The 18952-nt window shown below is 45.2% G+C and carries 13 protein-coding genes; 9 read left to right on the top strand and 4 right to left on the bottom strand.

The features are described from left to right. Positions 1–694 precede the first annotated feature (694 nt). Entirely contained in the window at positions 695–4546 is a 3852-nt protein-coding gene (locus WES_RS02020; RefSeq protein WP_016158919.1) for a S6 family peptidase, read from the bottom strand. Positions 4547–4963: 417 nt separating this feature from the next. Between WES_RS02020 and WES_RS02015 the strand changes: the two genes are divergently transcribed. The 3 genes from WES_RS02015 (at position 4964) to WES_RS02005 (ending at position 8868) form a co-directional block, all read left to right on the top strand. Beyond that, positions 4964–5536 carry a fimbrial protein gene (locus tag WES_RS02015; RefSeq protein ID WP_016158918.1) on the top strand — a complete coding sequence of 191 codons (573 nt, stop codon included), beginning with the start codon at positions 4964–4966 and terminating at the stop codon, positions 5534–5536. A 61-nt stretch (positions 5537–5597) separates the two neighbouring features. Continuing rightward, a complete protein-coding gene (locus WES_RS02010; RefSeq protein ID WP_016158917.1) occupies positions 5598–6302 on the top strand; it encodes a fimbrial biogenesis chaperone in 705 nt (234 codons plus the stop codon). 28 nt (positions 6303–6330) lie between these two features. After that, the gene (locus WES_RS02005; RefSeq protein WP_016158916.1) at positions 6331–8868 is read left to right on the top strand and encodes a fimbria/pilus outer membrane usher protein; all 2538 of its coding nucleotides are present in this window, start codon (positions 6331–6333) and stop codon (positions 8866–8868) included. Positions 8869–8977: 109 nt separating this feature from the next. On the opposite strand, the gene WES_RS02000 is transcribed toward WES_RS02005, so the two are convergent. Both WES_RS02000 and yjdI read right to left on the bottom strand, forming a co-directional pair. Beyond that, positions 8978–9250, bottom strand: coding sequence for a GNAT family N-acetyltransferase (locus tag WES_RS02000; protein ID WP_016235258.1), 273 nt, complete (start codon positions 9248–9250; stop codon positions 8978–8980). Between the two features lie 11 nt (positions 9251–9261). Next, positions 9262–9492: a 4Fe-4S mono-cluster protein YjdI gene (yjdI, locus tag WES_RS01995; protein WP_016159911.1), complete on the bottom strand. Its 231-nt coding sequence runs from the start codon at positions 9490–9492 to the stop codon at positions 9262–9264. 178 nt (positions 9493–9670) lie between these two features. Here yjdI and WES_RS01990 point away from each other — a divergent pair, with 178 nt between their 5' ends. The 5 genes from WES_RS01990 to WES_RS01970 all read left to right on the top strand — a co-directional run bounded on the left by WES_RS01990 (position 9671) and on the right by WES_RS01970 (position 16426). After that, on the top strand, positions 9671–11302 hold the full coding sequence (locus WES_RS01990) for a sensor histidine kinase (protein ID WP_016159910.1): 1632 nt from the start codon (positions 9671–9673) through the stop codon (positions 11300–11302). Continuing rightward, complete coding sequence (gene dcuR / locus WES_RS01985; protein ID WP_000611279.1) at positions 11299–12018, top strand: two-component system response regulator DcuR; 720 nt, start codon at positions 11299–11301, stop codon at positions 12016–12018. The genes WES_RS01990 and dcuR overlap by 4 nt, the downstream gene beginning before the upstream one ends. A 570-nt stretch (positions 12019–12588) precedes the next feature. Continuing rightward, on the top strand, positions 12589–13929 hold the full coding sequence (gene dcuB, locus WES_RS01980) for an anaerobic C4-dicarboxylate transporter DcuB (RefSeq protein ID WP_000899528.1): 1341 nt from the start codon (positions 12589–12591) through the stop codon (positions 13927–13929). A 77-nt stretch (positions 13930–14006) separates the two neighbouring features. Next, positions 14007–15653 (top strand): class I fumarate hydratase, encoded by a 1647-nt coding sequence (gene fumB, locus WES_RS01975; protein WP_016159909.1) that lies wholly within the window; start codon positions 14007–14009, stop codon positions 15651–15653. 122 nt (positions 15654–15775) lie between these two features. Continuing rightward, entirely contained in the window at positions 15776–16426 is a 651-nt protein-coding gene (locus tag WES_RS01970; protein ID WP_016159908.1) for a DUF2238 domain-containing protein, read from the top strand. On the opposite strand, the gene melA is transcribed toward WES_RS01970, so the two are convergent. Beyond that, positions 16423–17778: an alpha-galactosidase gene (gene melA, locus WES_RS01965; protein WP_016159907.1), complete on the bottom strand. Its 1356-nt coding sequence runs from the start codon at positions 17776–17778 to the stop codon at positions 16423–16425. The two genes, WES_RS01970 and melA, sit on opposite strands and share 4 nt — an antisense overlap. Before the next feature lie 260 nt (positions 17779–18038). Here melA and melR point away from each other — a divergent pair, with 260 nt between their 5' ends. After that, positions 18039–18947, top strand: a complete 909-nt coding sequence (gene melR, locus WES_RS01960; protein ID WP_001090774.1) for a transcriptional regulator MelR — start codon at positions 18039–18041, stop codon at positions 18945–18947. Positions 18948–18952: the final 5 nt, after the last annotated feature.

Below are 18952 nucleotides of genomic sequence, written 5' to 3' on the forward strand. Positions count from 1 at the left end.
GATGTTACAGATAACATCTAAACAGAACTGGGAGCTTCCGTGTCGTCTCAGCACCAAACTTAATCTTTATCATTCTTATTCTATAATAGACCTTGCTTATACTTAAACATGTGATCTTTGAAATTTCTTTTATTTTCCTCCTTTTAATAAAGTAGAGGTACAGAATCTCTCGTTCAATATCATTAAGAGAGCACAAGATTTGTTCTGGTGGATATGTATAATCAATTGATAACCGATTTCCATAGTGTATAGTTACATTATCAGCACATATGCACTTAACAGGCCCCCCAGAAAAAAGAAGACTGTATAAAAAATAATTATTATTATCGCAGACTATATAAACATGACTATATTGCTGAACGGCCTCATATACAGAGGCACGCCCACTGAATTCAAAACATTTATACCCTTCATCCTGGCTTGCAAAATATAAGATACCATTTTTTAAATAAATGTCTTTTGTAACCATTATTAGAGCAACGGTCATAGCATATATAAAAACATTAGATACCTGAACTGAATTCAACTATAAGCTAAAGTAAAGAAAAAGGCCATTCTAAAAAATAGCAACATAAGATAAAATTTTACACTCCTGAGTGTCAGGTAGATAAGTATATTTGACTGTCTATAGCAATCAATCAATAAGAAAACCTGAACAATATGTTCAGGTTTTCTTTTTTATCTACTCTACGACTCAGAATGTATAGCGAATATTAGCATTAATTAACTTATCAATATTGTAAGAACCAAACTCAGAACGCTCCATATTCAGACTTATCCTGGTGTTTTCTTTGATTTTAGTATTTAGCCCAACATTGAATACCACTCTGCTATCTTTACCATTATTAATATATGTATCACCTGCCAGATCCTTGAATGCTGTCACAGTAGGCTTAAATAAATCGTACTGATAATTAATCCCAGTCAATGCTGTAATTTCCCAGTCTTTGCCCCTGAATGTTTTGCCAAATTCAATGCCTGTGCGACCAATCAATGGTTGCATCTGCTTACGTTGCATGTTGATCTCAGCCCCATTGAATTGCCAGGAAAACTGATTCTCAGATACAGTACCGTAGATCAACTCTGTTTGCGGCTGTATATATGTTTCGTCAGGTAAGGAAAAACGCCAACCGGCCTCAGCGCCCAAATACCAAGAGTGCGAGCCATAATCTTGTTCTGGCATTCCTAACGCACTTGATGAGTAATGATTGTCATGACGCACATATTTCCCGATAGTATCTACATAGAGTCCAGAGTCAAACATAGCTGAAGCGTACACACCAATACCCGTTGATTTGGTTCTTCCTGACCATCCACTTCCCCGGTTATTACTGTTTGTAAATGTCGCCGTGACCCCAGTAAATAACTCTCCGCCTTCAATTATATGTTTCCTGTCTGCCCCAATTTGCAAGTGCGTATGACTTCCGGTAAATCCATCAGTAGCTGAGCCCGAACCACTGTTAAGTCTAGCCCAGGCTCCTGTTTCACCATGGGTATGGCGTAAGTCACCCATACGATCATTCAGATTATTAATTTCTGTAATAAAGTTTTTATAACCGAGATCCATAAAACTCTTGCCTGTCCGCAAAGCGGCTTTATCAGGCTGTATGTAAAATCCCTCCAGACGCCATTGCTTATTAACGTCGGTCTCCAACACATCAAGTTGCGGTGTGAAACTATGGAACCCCGAGTTTATTGAAACCGGGTTAAGTGTAAATATATCGCTTTGTGTATTTTTCGGGGCAGTAACCAATGATACAGGGTAACCGACCTGTTTTACTGAATTCGTCGTAGGAATAACAACTAGTGTGTTATTCGCCCCTGTCAACGTCTGGTTTACCGTCACCGTATCTGCTGCTTTACCATCGGCATTAATAATGAACGAACTGTTAGTGGCCTCCAGCGTATCTGCCGTCAGTCCCCCCTGCCCGAGACGATTAAAACTCAGTGTTGAACCATTCAAAGTGAGCGACTTAACCACCGACTGCTCATTTGCCAGCCAGGCAGTGTCCTTCATTGTTACACTTGCCAACGGCGCGCTGATATTTCCATAGTAATTTGTGGATTGGTTAATATCAGTCGTGCCAAAGCTAATGCTGGCCGCATCATTGGCATTGATATCTCCAGTGATGATCCCACCCACGCCAACATTTAAGCTCGTGTTTTGTCCGCTAAGCTCCCAGCTTTGAGCGGAATACATCGTTCCTGGCTGGTCTGATAGCAAGGAAAGACTCGCCCCTGCATTACTGCTTACTGTCCCGTCAGAAAGCAATCCGGCTGTAGCGGTCAATTTTGCCCCTTCACCTAATGACAAAGAAGATTGGGTGAAACGGCTGAGCTGATTAAGCGTGGTATCTGTAGAGGTTATCGTCGTCGTACTATCTGTGCTATCAATACCACCGACAAAATGTTCATTAATAGTTAGTGCCGATCCTTGTTTCAACTGTACATGTCCATTGAAACGACTCTGATCATCTTCAGCGGTTGCCTTTGACTTACCCAATGTTGGTTTGGTCGCCACGCCATTCCCGTCATTGAGATCAATATAAAGATCCTCACTACCTAATGTAACGGTAGAATGATCGGCATTAATTCTCGTATTAAGGCTGGCGTTTCTTGCAAGGTTAAATTCAGCATTTTGTAAGTTAAGCTCAGCCATACTGAACTGCCTATTTTCCCAATCGTTCTGAGTAAATGACACCGGTTGGGTCAGTACAGAATTGTCACCCAGTGCCTTTAACTTATTTGCTACGTCCTGACTGCTGACGGCGTGAACAACCGGATGTCCTTGCATAAATAGCCGACCATTTTGCTGGGTTATACTCCCCTGAGTATTCACTCCACCATCAATGACGAAATCATTCTGTGCTCCTGCTGTAACCTCATTATTGATATTTAGATTGCCGGTGAAATGGCCGTGCCAGATATTAGCAATCGTGGCTGTTGTATCTGGGCTGTTGAAATCCAGATTAACATTAGCCATGGAGCCACTGTTAGTCAGTATGGCTCCATCATCAGCCCCGTTAAGTTTATGAAAAGTCAAACCGTTTCCATTAATGTCGAGCTTGCCGCCATGATAGCCCCATTTGATATTATCTGGATTAATTTGTTTGTCGTCGCTTAGCACCAGAGTAGGACGCCCACTTACAATACTGACAGAACTGAACGCTTGGCTCAGTCCGTTATCATCAGCACGCTGTGCTAATATTACGGTTCCGTCTCCCACACTTAAACTTCCTGGGTTTACACCAGTACCGCTAATTTTTAACGTACCCGTACCCAGTTTATGCAAACTATCACCAGTAACCCCATTAATCTGCCAGTCGACAAGATGCTCACCATTAACAATAATTCCGCCACCTTTCCATGTCTGAGTATCAACGGGCTTGACAATATAATCACCATCAAAAGTAAGTGTGCCAGCCCCCTGATTAATGGTATTTTCTAACACTACAGTACCGCCGCCCTGAAAAGTTAGATCTTTACCGCTATTAAGCGAAGCAGGCCATGTTGCGCCCAAATTTCCATGCATTTCCCATGATGTGCTTCCCTGGGTTAATGAACCAAGTCCCGTTTTTTCGTCATATGACCAATGAATATCCCCCTCATCTTGTTTTGTATTTACCGGTGCATCGGCATCTTGTTTCATCGTATTTTTTACGTCACCGGCAGGAATTATTGTGTACCAGTTAGTATTGCCATTGACCCCTGCATATGAATTGAGAACGGCTAACAAAACCCATTTATTTTGGTCTGCATCCCAGGCAAAAAGAGGAGAACCGCTGTCACCGGGAGTACCGTAGGTTGAGAGCGGAGTATTAGTAGTATTCGTGACAAAACTCCAGTCAGATATAAACGGCTTATTTACTATTCCACCTGTTTTATACGAGTACGCCCCCATTAAATAGGAAATTTTTCCGTTGGTATCTTTTACATATTGAGTCCCCGTCCCAACACGATAGAACACAGGGAAACGGTCAGCATTTTGATAGGTTCCATTAGCAGTGCCCGCATTGGTTATATCTAGCGGTGTAACCTCAGTAACAATTTTGTTGAGGCGGGGAGTGTGGAAATCTCTCCAGTGGTTATTTCTGTCAACAAGGGTATACGAGGAATCATCCGCATAGCCAAATTTCACATATTGATAACCACCATTGTGCTTAACGCTGACGACATATTGTGGCGAAACCAATGTTGCAACCCCAGTCGAATCATTAGAGCTGAAGTCAATCATGGGCGCCTTATTCAGCGTCGTGACGGGATTGCCATTTTTATCGTATAGAGGAACATTTTCCGCGCCGGGACGGAACTCTCCCTTATTCTCAGCAAAATCACGATACGTTTGATAGGAAGTAGTGGAGCTAACGACGGAAGCACACGATGGAAAGCTGTATCCTCCCGCCATTATGCTTATCAATAATAATGTGGGTAATTTTAACTTCAAAATAAATGTCGAGGTATTTTTCCTTTTTATATTTTTTACCACTTCCGATACAGCAACAATTTCACCTCTATGATTTTTCTTTAACACATATATTTTATTCACATCATACCCCCCCAACAAGTAAAAAATACTTAATTATATATTATCCTTACCTTAGGATAGTCAAGAGGTGACAGAGTATGAGCAAATTAATTATCAAAAAAATATATTTATTAGAAACATCTAAAAAATAACAAAATCAGATAAACAAAACAAAATAAAAATACAAACATAAGATAAAAATATCATGAAAAAAATCAAAAAAAATGTTTTTTTGACATTTACAACACCTTAAATGTCAATTAAAAAACAATGTTTAATTTTGCCCCTTGTTGATCAAACAACAAAAAAAAGTAGTATTGATATCGCAACAACAACCAAGCCAATGCAGAAAATGCAAAATGCGAAGTAAGTGTTGCTTAAATATATTTAATTAAGAGTTTCATCTTATCTTACAATTTTTGATAATGAGTTTCTATTATGAATAAAAAACTTCTCGCAATGGGGCTGTTATTAAGCATGACCGCAGGTTCAGCTATGGCAGCAGCAAATTCTGGTACAACCATCGGAACTGGTACAATAGCGGTAACAGGCACTGTTGGAACATCGACTTGTTCAGTGACTTTTCCACAAAGTGTGACAATGCCAAGTGTTACCACTGCGATGTACAATAAAACACAGCAACTGAACGCCATGGTTCAACAGCCTGCTGGTAATATCCAGTTTTCAGGATGTAATGGTCAATCCGTTAATCTTAAAGTGATGGCTAGCAATGTTGCTGCGGTTGCCGGGAATAAAGTAGTTGCTTATCCAAAAGTTAACAATAAAGAACAAGGGTGGCTGGGTCTGTCTTTTGCTGTATCTACAGATAGCGGCTCAGTTTTTAAATATTTGAAGCTGGACAATAGCCCATCAGAGCCTATCAGTGTTACGAGCGACACGTTTGCGTTACCTGTACGTGTCGATGCAGTTAAAATGTCAACAAACAACGCAACTGATGTAGGTCAAGGTAATTATAGCGCATCTTTTGTTGTAACTGCCACATACGCCTAATGTTCATTCATTGATAAACAAAGCATGGTTGATATACAACCATGCTTTCTATGGAGTAAAAATGAGAAAAAAAATACTTTATACTTTTCTTCTCCTGTTATCTTCACCAGTTATTGCACGTGACCTTGAAGGTATAAATTTAGACTTAACAAGAGTAATATTTGACTCACAACAAAATAGTGCATCAATAAAAGTTAATAACTTTAATGAAAATAAATCTTGGCTATTACGGTCATGGATATCCAACTATAGCGATAATGGGAAAAGTAAAAAATTCATTATAACGCCAATACTTTACAGGATATCACCTAATGAAAGCATTCAATTGAAAATCGATAAAATAGATAATTTATTACCAACAGATAAAGAATCTATTTTCCGAATTAATGTGCTTGCAATTCCACCAAAAGAGATTAGTAATGATAAAACTAGTTCGAAACCTTCTGATTTACAATTTGCAATTAATAGCAGAATCAAACTAATTTATCGTCCGCATAAACTTAACGAAACAGGCAAAGTTAACGCGGCATTTAAATCCCTAAAAATATTAAAGAAAAATGAATATATTAGTATAGAAAACACAACACCTTACTATATTACAATGGATAATGTAAAAATTAACAATAAGAAAGTAACCTCAATTGAAGATTTCATGGTTGCACCATATTCGGAGTTTAAAATACCAACACAGAATGCAAAGTCTTTTAGTTATACAACGATTAATGATTATGGTGGGAAAAACCCGGTTGTAGATATTAAATTCTAATATTTTTCATCATTTTTCGGGAGGCAGTTTGAAAGTTTTATTAAAAAAATCCTTATTACTGGTAAGGATCGCACTCCTGTGCCCGGCGTTCAGTTGGGGGGCAGCGTCTCCCGTTTCTGGTCATAATAATGAGTTATCATTTAACCCTGATTTTCTGGAATTATCTGATGGTAACAATGCTAAAAACATTGACCTAGGTTATTTTATGAATGCGAGTGGGGCGGCGCCTGGGGAATATACTGTTGACGTTATTATGAATGGTAAAATAGTTGATAGTCAAATTAAAATTGATTTTACCGAACAAGATAATAAGCTAACCGCCAGACTGACGCCTCAACAGTTGGAACGCTGGGGGATTGATACAGATAAGCTCTCCGTATCTACCCCATCTGCTTACCAGCAAAATATTGCATATATTATTCAGGGCGCAACAGAGAAATTCGATGCGAATAACCAAAAGCTAATATTAAATATACCACAAAGCTACCTCAAACCTCAGGATTGGTTAAGTACTCCACCCCATCTCTGGGATGAAGGTATGCCAGCACTAATGGTTAACTATCTATTTAATGGAATTAAGCAAAATAATAATGGCTACGGTAGTCGTAGTCAGTTTTTATCTCTGGACAGTTCTCTGAACCTTGGTGGATGGCGCCTTCGTCATAACGGTAACTGGTCAACAAACTCATATAATAAAGAGAGCCACTGGCAACCCGTTAGTGTTTATCTACAGCATGATTATTCTTTTCTTCAGGGAGGGCAATTTATCGTAGGCCAGACCTCAACGGATGGTGCGATATTTGACAGTTTTCCTTTTGAAGGTGCACAGTTTTCATCTGATGATGGCATGATTGCACCAGAGCTCAGTCAGTATAGCCCTGTTGTCCGTGGCATTGCTTATTCTCAAGCGCAGGTATCCGTCAAGCAAAACGGTGTTGTCATTTATCAAAAAAACGTCCCACCTGGACCGTTTGAATTACGCGATTTTAACCAAATATTCACCGGTGACCTGGAGGTGGAAATTCGTGAGGCAGATGGCAGTATTCGCCATTTTACTCAGGCGACAGCTGTTTTACCGGTTCTTCAACGTCAGGGACGCTTACGCTATAACCTGGCATTTGGGAAATATCGCTCAAGTTCTACTTTGAATAATAGTGTGTCTGATCCTCAGTTTGTTCAGTCTTCAGCAGCTATCGGATTGCCTGATGAATATACATTTTATGGTGGTGCCATCAAAGCAGATAATTATGCAGCAGTTCTGCTTGGCCTGGGTAAATATTCCGATTTTTTTGGAGCGTTCTCCCTGGATGTCACTCATGCTCGCTCACAATTTTCGCAGAATTATAAGTCTTTAGGAAAACAGCAAGGACAGTCTTACCGTTTTATGTATTCGCGTGGTTTTGGTGAGACAAATACGACATTGAATATTACCGGCTATCGTTATGCCACACGCGGTTACTACGATTTTGATGAGTTACAACAAATTCAGAATGGATTCGTTGATGAGAAAAATATAAACAGTTATCATCAACGTTCACGTATATCAACAACGATAAATCAAGATCTTCAGGACTGGGGACAACTCTACCTCTCAGCAAGTAAAGATCAGTACTGGGATACCGCTGATGGATATAACTTATCTGCGAGTTACTCGCTGCCATTCCGCTATATCTCGGCAATGCTATCGCTCGGATATAATAAAAGCCCGTATTACCACGAGGCAGATAAATCGCTGTTTTTATCTGTTTCGGTACCGCTCAACTCATTGCTGAATGGAAATAACCTGTTCTTAACCACGAATACCATTACGAATAATGGTCAGGTGCAACAGCAGGTTGGATTAAACGGCTCCTCACAGGATGGTGAGTTTAGCTATGCCGTGGCACAAGGCTGGCAGAATCAAAACCGAGGAGAGTCAGGTAACATTACCCTTAACTATCGTGGACCTTATGCACAAATGAACGGCGGTTATGCCTGGCAAAAAGAGTCCAGTCAATGGACATACGGAATTAGCGGTGGTATTACGTTGCATCCACATGGATTAACCTTATCCCAGCCATTAAGTCTGGACAGTGCCAGTGCTCTGGTTCAGGCTCGTGATGCCGCCAGCGTAAGAGTATTGAACGGTTCAGGTATTTATACGGACTCGCGTGGATATGCCGTTGTCCCATATTTAAATCCCTATAACCGAAATCAAATTTCGCTTGATGTAAATAGTGTTAAGGATAATGTCGAGCTGCTAAATACAGATGTTACTGTCATCCCTGCTCGAGGAGCTTTAGTTTCCGCCCCGTTTAAAGTCAATGTCGGTAATAAAGCAATCATTACCTTAATACAGAAGAATGGCGAGCCAGTACCGTTTGGTAGTGTAGTGACATTAGATTCTGAAAACAGCATTAACAGCAGTATTGTTGCTGATCAAGGACAGGTGTATATGTCAGGGTTACCTGAAGAGGATACTCTTATTGCACAATGGGGTGAGGAGCCTTCTCAAAAGTGTAAAGTAAATTACAAATTGAAAAATAAAACAGCTAAATTCAATGAATTAACTTTACAATGCCAATAGTCTATAGTTCTTAGATTAATAACCCCGCATGTGCGGGGTTATTTTCATACAACATATTAGCAACATTGTTACAGATTTGTATTACTTACGGCGGATACAAATCATCTGTTCAACTGCGAATATCATCATACTCACGCGTTTTATCAAATTCGTGTTTCGCAAACGGGCACAGTGGGATAATTTTCCGTTTTTCCTGGCGCATTTTTTCCACAACTTTCGCTACCAGTTGTTTACCAACCCCTTGCCCTTTCAGGCTTTCATCAACATCGGTATGTTCGATAATGGCTAAATTCTCTCCGGTCGGCACAAAGACAATTTCAGCTATTTGATTTCCCTGCGCATCATTGATGTAAAATTTATTATGACCCTCACGTATTTCCATTTTCCCCTCGCTTATTTAAGACGGTATTTCAGTGCGCCGCTGGGGCACGTATCAATAACATTCACGACGGTAGCGACGTCTACTTCATCCGGCATGATCCACGGCTTACGTTTGAGATTAAACAGTTTGCTATTACCGCGAACACAATTACCGGAATGCTGACATATTGCGGTGTTGAAATAGACATCGACCTTTTCGCCGGTATAGCAGCGATAACCAACGTCCAGTAGTTCCTGATCCATGACCTTCCCTCCCTCATAAGTATGGTTTTCGCTATAAGCATAGCTCCCGAATCGCCAGACGACACTGGCAGTTTCAGTTACCAAATCCGCTTCCCCGGATGGCCAATCCCCTTACTCCCTTTGAATTACCCGCAGCATCAGAGATAATGCTTAGGAAATTTGTCATACAAGGAAGCTGATGAGACATTCACTGCCCTGCCGCATGTTACGCAAACGTCCGATGAAACTCAGTACCACGGTGATCTTAATGGTCAGCGCAGTGCTGTTCTCGGTGCTGCTGGTAGTGCATCTGGTTTACTTCTCGCAAATCAGCGACATGACGCGTGACGGGCTGGCTAACAAGGCGCTGGCCGTGGCGCGTACCCTTGCCGACTCGCCAGAAATTCGTCAGGGCTTGCAGAAAAAACCGCAGGAGAGCGGTATCCAGGACATCGCCGAAGCTGTACGCAAACGCAACGATCTGCTGTTTATTGTCGTTACCAATATGCAAAGTCTTCGCTACTCGCACCCTGAAACCCAACGCATTGGTCAGCTCTTTAAAGGGGACGACATCCTGAAGGCGCTCAACGGCGAGGAAAATGTCGCGATTAATCGCGGTTTTCTGGCACAGGCTTTACGCGTATTTACCCCTATCTACGACGAAAATCATAAGCAGATCGGCGTGGTGGCGATTGGTCTGGAGCTAAGCCGCGTAACGCAGCAGATCAATGACAGTCGCTGGAGCATTATCTGGTCAATTTTATTCGGTGTGCTGGTTGGCGGGCTGGGGACATGGATTTTGGTCAAAGTACTTAAGCGCATCCTGTTCGGCCTGGAGCCTTACGAAATCTCAACTCTGTTTGAGCAACGCCAGGCAATGCTGCAATCGATCAAAGAAGGTGTCGTTGCCGTAGACGCGCGCGGCGAAGTCACACTAATTAATGATGCCGCGCAAGAACTGCTTAATTATCACAAATCCCAGGATGATGAAAAGCTGTCGACACTGAGTCAGGCATGGTCGCAGGTGGTGGATGTCTCGGAAGTATTACGCGACGGCACGCCGCGACGAGATGAAGAGGTTACCGTCAAAGATCGGCTATTACTCATCAACACCGTACCCGTACGCAGCAATGGCGTTATCATCGGAGCCATCTCTACCTTCAGGGACAAAACGGAAGTTCGTAAGCTAATGCAACGGTTGGATGGTCTGGTCAACTATGCCGACGCACTTCGTGAACGCTCCCACGAATTTATGAACAAATTACACGTGATTCTCGGATTATTACATCTGAAGAGTTATAAGCAGTTGGAAGATTACATTCTAAAAACAGCCAACAACTATCAGGAAGAGATTGGCTCTTTGCTGGGTAAAATCAAATCTCCGGTTATCGCTGGTTTTTTAATCAGCAAGATTAACCGCGCGACCGATTTAGGCCATACGCTGATATTAAATAGTGAGAGCCAGTTGCCAGACAGCGGTAGTGAAGATCAAGTCGCAACGTTAATTACCGCACTGGGAAATCTGATAGAAAACGCGCTGGAGGCATTAGGGCAAGAACCCGGTGGTGAAATCAGCGTTACGTTGCACTACCGTCACGGCTGGCTGCACTGTGAAATTAACGATGATGGTCCGGGAATTTCCCCCGACAAAATCGATCACATTTTTGAAAAAGGTGTCTCGACAAAAGGAAGTGAACGAGGCGTCGGTCTGGCACTTGTCAAACAACAGGTTGAAAATCTCGGCGGCAGCATTGCCGTGGAATCGGAACCCGGGATTTTCACACAATTTTTTGTCCAGTTACCCTGGGATGGGGAGAGGTCGAGCAAATGATCAATGTATTAATTATCGATGACGACGCAATGGTGGCGGAGTTGAATCGCCGATACGTGGCGCAGATCCCTGGTTTTCAATGCTGCGGAACAGCCTCGACACTGGAGAAAGCCAAAGAGATTATCTTCAACAACGAAACGCCTATCGACCTGATCTTGCTCGATATCTATATGCAAAAAGAAAACGGGCTCGATTTACTGCCTGTCCTGCACAACGCTCGATGCAAAAGCGATGTGATTGTCATCTCCTCGGCTGCTGATGCCGCAACCATTAAGGATTCTCTGCATTATGGCGTCGTTGATTATCTAATCAAACCGTTCCAGGCATCACGTTTTGAAGAGGCGCTCATCGGCTGGCGACAAAAGAAAATGGCGCTGGAGAAACATCAATACTATGACCAGGCCGAGCTGGATCAGCTAATTCATGGCAATTCATCTAACGAACAGGATACCCGCCGTCTGCCAAAAGGCTTAACGCCGCAGACTTTACGCACGCTGTGCCAGTGGATTGACGCTCACCAGGACTATGAATTTTCAACCGACGAGCTGGCCAACGAGGTTAACATCTCTCGCGTTTCCTGCCGCAAATATCTGATCTGGCTAGTGAATTGTCACATCTTAGTTACCAGTATCCATTATGGCGTCACCGGTCGTCCGGTTTATCGCTACCGTATTCAGGCTGAGCATTACTCATTACTGAAGCAATATTGCCAATAACGCGTTATTAGTTATCTGGAAGTAACAATTATTGCAGTAATGCAAACCAGCACTGGCACAAGTTACATCAGCCATCAGTAAAACTTGTGCCAGATCAAATATAATTATCCCTCTTCATCCCCTGCGAATTAATATCAATTCGGATAAATAGAGTTTTTAATTTCAAAACGCTAACAAAAGTTAATTAACTATTATGTCATCCGTATTATGTGTATTTTTACCCACAAATAGGTAGATCAGAATAATCTATAAACTTGATGATATCTGTCTGTAGAACAAAAATTATACCAATAAATATCAACAAGATAGAGAAAAACAGATCTTTAACATCTGCGAAACACAAACTATAACCCCATCGCCAGAGAGTATTTTCCTCTGAAAAAGTCACTTATCACAGTGCATAAATTTACCGCTGTCTGAATCAGCCAATATTCACTGTGAAGTATTTACTCAAGCCAGTTACGACCAAACGGATATTTAGTCAGTCTCTGATAACAGTTCATCCAAAACAGAATGTGGCTGTGATCTATTTGGCAAGAATTTAAATGGGATTATCGCGAGGGTTTACACATGTTATTTACCATCCAACTTATCATAATACTGATATGTCTGTTTTATGGTGCCCGAAAGGGCGGTATCGCGCTGGGTTTATTAGGCGGTATCGGCCTGGTCATTCTGGTCTTCGTCTTCCATCTTCAGCCGGGTAAACCACCGGTTGATGTCATGCTGGTCATCATCGCGGTGGTAGCGGCATCGGCGACCCTGCAAGCCTCTGGCGGCCTGGATGTTATGCTGCAAATTGCCGAAAAACTGCTGCGTCGCAATCCGAAATATGTTTCCATCGTCGCACCATTTGTCACCTGTACGCTGACCATTCTTTGCGGTACGGGTCACGTGGTTTACACCATCCTGCCGATCATCTACGACGTTGCGATTAAGAACAACATCCGTCCGGAACGCCCAATGGCGGCGAGCTCTATCGGCGCGCAGATGGGGATTATCGCCAGTCCGGTGTCGGTTGCCGTAGTATCGCTGGTCGCAATGCTGGGGAACGTAACCTTTGATGGTCGTCACCTTGAGTTCCTCGACCTGCTTGCGATTACCATCCCCTCTACCTTGTTAGGTATCCTGGCGATCGGTATTTTCAGTTGGTTCCGTGGTAAAGATCTGGACAAAGACGAAGAGTTCCAGAAATTCATCTCCGTACCAGAAAACCGTGAGTACGTTTACGGTGACACCGCCACGCTGCTGGATAAAAAACTGCCGAAAAGCAACTGGCTGGCAATGTGGATCTTCCTCGGGGCAATCGCGGTGGTCGCACTTCTTGGTGCTGATTCTGACCTGCGTCCGTCTTTTGGCGGCAAACCGCTGTCGATGGTACTGGTTATCCAGATGTTTATGCTGCTGACCGGGGCGCTGATTATTATCCTGACCAAAACCAATCCCGCGTCCATCTCAAAAAATGAAGTCTTCCGTTCCGGTATGATTGCCATCGTGGCGGTATACGGTATCGCGTGGATGGCAGAAACCATGTTCGGTGCGCATATGTCTGAAATTCAGGGCGTACTGGGCGAAATGGTGAAAGAGTATCCGTGGGCTTATGCCATTGTTCTGTTGCTGGTCTCCAAGTTTGTTAACTCCCAGGCCGCTGCACTGGCAGCGATTGTTCCGGTCGCACTGGCGATTGGCGTTGACCCGGCATACATCGTGGCTTCAGCACCGGCTTGCTATGGTTATTACATCCTGCCGACCTATCCGAGCGATCTGGCAGCGATTCAGTTTGACCGTTCCGGAACCACCCACATCGGCCGCTTCGTCATCAACCACAGCTTTATTTTGCCAGGGTTGATTGGTGTGAGCGTATCGTGCGTCTTCGGCTGGATCTTCGCTGCGATGTACGGGTTCTTGTAATTGCACTCTGCGTGCTGCCCGTCGCTGTGCGGCACGCCATTTTCGTATAACAAATACAGAGTTACAGGCTGGAAGCTATGTCAAATAAAGAGTTTATTTATCAGACGCCTTTCCCGATGGGGAAAGACAATACCGAGTACTATCTGCTCACATCCGATTACGTTAGTGTTGCCGAATTTAACGGCGAAACCATCCTGAAGGTGGAACCTGAAGCCCTGACCTTGCTGGCGCAGCAAGCCTTCCATGACGCTTCTTTCATGCTCCGCCCGGCACACCAGCAACAGGTAGCTTCTATTCTTCACGACCCTGAAGCCAGTGAAAACGATAAGTATGTGGCGCTGCAATTCTTGAGAAACTCTGAAATCGCCGCCAAAGGTGTACTGCCGACCTGCCAGGATACCGGCACCGCGATCATCGTCGGTAAAAAAGGTCAGCGAGTGTGGACCGGCGGCGGTGATGAAGAAGCCTTATCAAAAGGCGTCTATAACACTTATATCGAAGATAACCTGCGCTATTCACAAAACGCACCGCTGGACATGTACAAAGAGGTCAACACCGGCACTAACCTGCCTGCGCAAATCGACCTGTACGCGGTAGATGGCGACGAGTACAAATTCCTCTGCGTCGCCAAAGGCGGCGGTTCTGCCAACAAAACGTATCTCTATCAGGAAACCAAAGCCCTGCTGACTCCGGGTAAACTGAAAAACTTCCTCGTTGAGAAAATGCGTACCCTCGGCACCGCAGCCTGCCCGCCATACCATATCGCGTTTGTGATTGGCGGTACTTCTGCGGAAACCAACCTGAAAACCGTCAAGTTGGCAAGTGCTCACTATTACGATGAGCTGCCGACTGAAGGTAACGAACACGGTCAGGCGTTCCGCGATGTTCAGTTAGAACAAGAACTGCTGGAAGAGGCTCAGAAGCTCGGCCTCGGCGCGCAGTTTGGCGGTAAATACTTCGCTCACGACATCCGCGTAATCCGCCTGCCGCGTCACGGCGCATCCTGCCCGGTGGGTATGGGCGTCTCCTGCTCCGCTGACCGCAACATTAAAGCGAAAATTAACCGCGAAGGTATCTGGATAGAAAAACTGGAACACAACCCAGGTCAGTATATTCCTGAAGAGCTGCGTCAGGCGGGTGAAGGCGAAGCGGTGAAAGTCGATCTCAACCGTCCGATGAAAGAGATCCTCGCCCAGCTTTCGCAGTATCCGGTATCCACCCGCTTGTCACTCACCGGCACAATTATCGTCGGTCGTGATATTGCGCACGCCAAGCTGAAAGAATTGATCGACGCCGGTAAAGAACTGCCGCAGTACATCAAAGATCACCCGATCTACTACGCAGGTCCGGCAAAAACGCCAGCCGGTTATCCATCGGGTTCTTTAGGCCCAACCACCGCAGGCCGTATGGACTCTTACGTGGATCTGCTGCAATCCCACGGCGGCAGCATGATCATGCTGGCGAAAGGTAACCGCAGTCAGCAAGTCACCGACGCGTGTCATAAACACGGCGGCTTCTACCTCGGCAGCATTGGCGGCCCGGCGGCAGTGCTGGCACAGCAGAGCATTAAGCATCTGGAATGTGTCGCTTATCCGGAACTGGGTATGGAAGCTATCTGGAAAATCGAAGTAGAAGATTTCCCGGCGTTTATCCTGGTCGATGACAAAGGCAACGACTTCTTCCAGCAAATCGTCAACAAACAGTGCGCGAACTGCACTAAGTAACTTCTTTGGCCCAGCGCCTGGCGGCATACTGCCAGGTGATCCCCCTGGGCCACCTCTTTTGCGATTGTAATTTCACGCTTGCTGGTGAATAGTCAGTATTTTCCCTGACTTGCGAACTCACCATGACCCGCACACTCAAGCCGTTAATTCTTAACACTGGCGCACTGGCGCTGACGTTAATCCTGATTTACACCGGAATTTCGGCTCATGACAAACTCACCTGGTTGATGGAAGTGACGCCGGTAATTATTGTCGTACCGTTGCTGCTTACCACCGCCAGACGTTATCCGTTAACGCCGCTGCTCTATGCACTGATTTTCTTTCACGCCATCATCCTGATGGTCGGCGGTCAGTACACCTACGCGAAAGTCCCCATCGGTTTTGAAGTACAGGAATGGTTGGTGTTAAGCCGTAATCCGTATGACAAGCTGGGGCATTTTTTCCAGGGGCTGGTGCCTGCACTGGTGGCGCGAGAAATCCTCGTGCGTGGAATGTACGTGCGCGGACGCAAAATGGTGGCGTTTCTGGTCTGCTGCGTAGCACTGGCGATAAGCGCCATGTATGAGTTGATCGAGTGGTGGGCGGCGCTGGCGATGGGTCAGGGAGCGGATGATTTTCTCGGCACCCAGGGCGACCAGTGGGACACGCAATCTGATATGTTCTGCGCGCTGCTGGGCGCATTAACTACGGTGATATTGCTTGCTCGCCTTCACTGTCGCCAGCTCCGGCGCTATGGCTTAATTACCAAAGCGCCGGAAGCGATTACCCCTTAACGGTGCAACCAGCCTGGCAGCCAGTCGCCGTGGGCGGAAATCAGATCGTCAACAAGGGTATATATTTCGTCAATTCCCAACACGGCGGCAGTGTGCGGGTCCATCATCGCAGCGTGGTAAACACGGTCACGATTTTCGGTGAGAATGGCTTCGGTGAGCAGCGTCTGTACGTTGATATTGGTTTGCATCAGGGCTGCCAGATGCGACGGTAGCGTACCGACTTTGGTCGGCTGAATGCCATTTGCATCAACCAGGCAGGCCACTTCCACACAACATCCTTGCGGCAGGTTATCAATCAAGCCATCGTTACGGACGTTGCCATAAATCACGCTCGGTTCGCCGGTCCAGATAGCGTTCATGATGGTGCTGGCATATTCCCGTGACGGTTTAATATCAATCCGGGAGGCGTTCTTATACTCCTCCAGCTCTTTGTGCCAGTTCTCCAACTGCTCGACGCAGCGTTTCGGGTACTCATCCAGCGGTACTTTATAACGCTCAATCAAATCCTCACGGCCTGGCTTAATAAACCACGGCGTATATTCGGCAAAATGTTCTGACGACTCCGTGACGAAGTAGCCCAGCTTTTTGAACATTTCATAGCGCACAATGTTCTGGCAGCGAGGATTACCATGAATATTCGGCTTCGGTGCCTGACCTGCATCATAAGCCGCCAGCAGTTCCGGGTAGAGATTCACGTAACTGCCGTCGGCGGTTTTGCGCTCCAGTTCCAGGTAAAACGCCATATGGTTGATACCCGCACAACGATAACGCAGCGTAGCGGGGTCAATATTGAGGTCACGCGCCAGCTCTTCCGCCGTTCCTTGCACCGAATGGCACAGCCCTACCTGTTTGATATGCGGATAGCGGGCATACATCGCCCAGGTATTCATCGCCATCGGGTTAACGTAGTTGAGCATGGTGGCATCGGGGCAGACTTCTGTCATGTCTTCGCAAATTTGCCACAGGTGCGGAATGGTACGCAGCGCGCGCATAATGCCGCCCGGCCCCAACGTATCGGCAATAGTTTGTTCCAGACCATGGCGCTTACAGACCTCGAAATCAGTCACCGTGCAAGGTTCATAACCACCAATCTGAAATGCCACCACGACAAAATCGGCATCCTGTAAGGCTTCTTTCTGTTGCGTGTGGCAGGTGATTTTGCCGCTGGCTCCAGCTGAATCCATCAGCTTACGCACCACAATGTGCGACTCTTCCAGGCGAGTTGGATCAATGTCCATCAGAGCAATATGCGCCGTTTTCAGCGCCTCGCGATGAAACACATCACCAAGAATATTTTTTACGAAAATTGTCGAACCAGCGCCGATAAATGTAATTTTGGGTGCAGACATCATGCAGATCTCCTGGCTTGTTTGAATGACTTCATCATGGCAGGCGATTTCGCAGAAAGCCTCCGGCTTCCCCACTGAGCATTCCCGAAAACTCAGATCTGGGGTTACTTAGCAGTAAATCTGAGTTTTTGGGACTAAATTACCTGAAAAACAGAGTAATTAGCCCTTAGAAAATCCTCTCTCTTTACGTTTTGTGTCGTCATTCGCAGTCATCCTCAGCCACTCATGCCATAATTCTGATAATCCAGGAAAGAGATCCATCCATGAATACAGATACCTTTATGTGTAGCAGCGATGAAAAACAGACCCGCAGCCCGCTGTCTCTGTATTCAGAATACCAGCGGATGGAGATAGAGTTTCGTGCACCACATGTCATGACCACCAGCCACTGGCATGGTCAGGTTGAGGTAAATGTGCCTTTCGATGGCGATGTGGAATACCTGATCAACAATGAAAAAGTGAATATCAATCAGGGGCATATCACGCTGTTCTGGGCCTGTACGCCACACCAACTAACCGATACCGGAACCTGTCAGAGCATGGCGATTTTTAATCTGCCGATGCATCTGTTTCTCTCCTGGCCTCTGGATAAAGACCTTATAAACCACGTCACTCACGGCATGGTGATTAAATCGCTGGCGACACAGCAACTTAGCCCCTTTGAAGTGCGCCGCTGGCAGCAGGAATTGAACAGCCCGAATGAGCAAATCCGCCAGCTCGCCATTGATGAAATTGGCCTGATGCTCAAGCGATTTAGCCTCTCCGGCTGGGAACCGATTCTGGTCAATAAAACCTCGCGCACGCACAAAAACAGCGTCTCGCGCCATGCGCAATTTTACGTCAGCCAGATGCTGGGCTTTATTGCAGAAAACTATGACCAGGCGCTGACCATCAACGACGTGGCTGAGCACGTCAAACTAAACGCCAACTATGCGATGGGGATATTTCAGCGAGTCATGCAGTTGACGATGAAACAGTACATTACCGCGATGCGCATCAACCACGTTCGCGCGTTACTGAGCGATACCGATAAAAGTATTCTCGATATTGCCCTGACGGCAGGTTTTCGTTCAAGCAGTCGTTTTTACAGTACTTTCGCCAAATATGTCGGTATGTCGCCGCAACAATACCGCAAACTTAGCCAACAGCGCCGCCAGACACTTCCCGGTTAAAAACG

Source organism: Escherichia sp. KTE31 (assembly GCF_000407925.1).
GTDB lineage: Bacteria > Pseudomonadota > Gammaproteobacteria > Enterobacterales > Enterobacteriaceae > Escherichia > Escherichia ruysiae.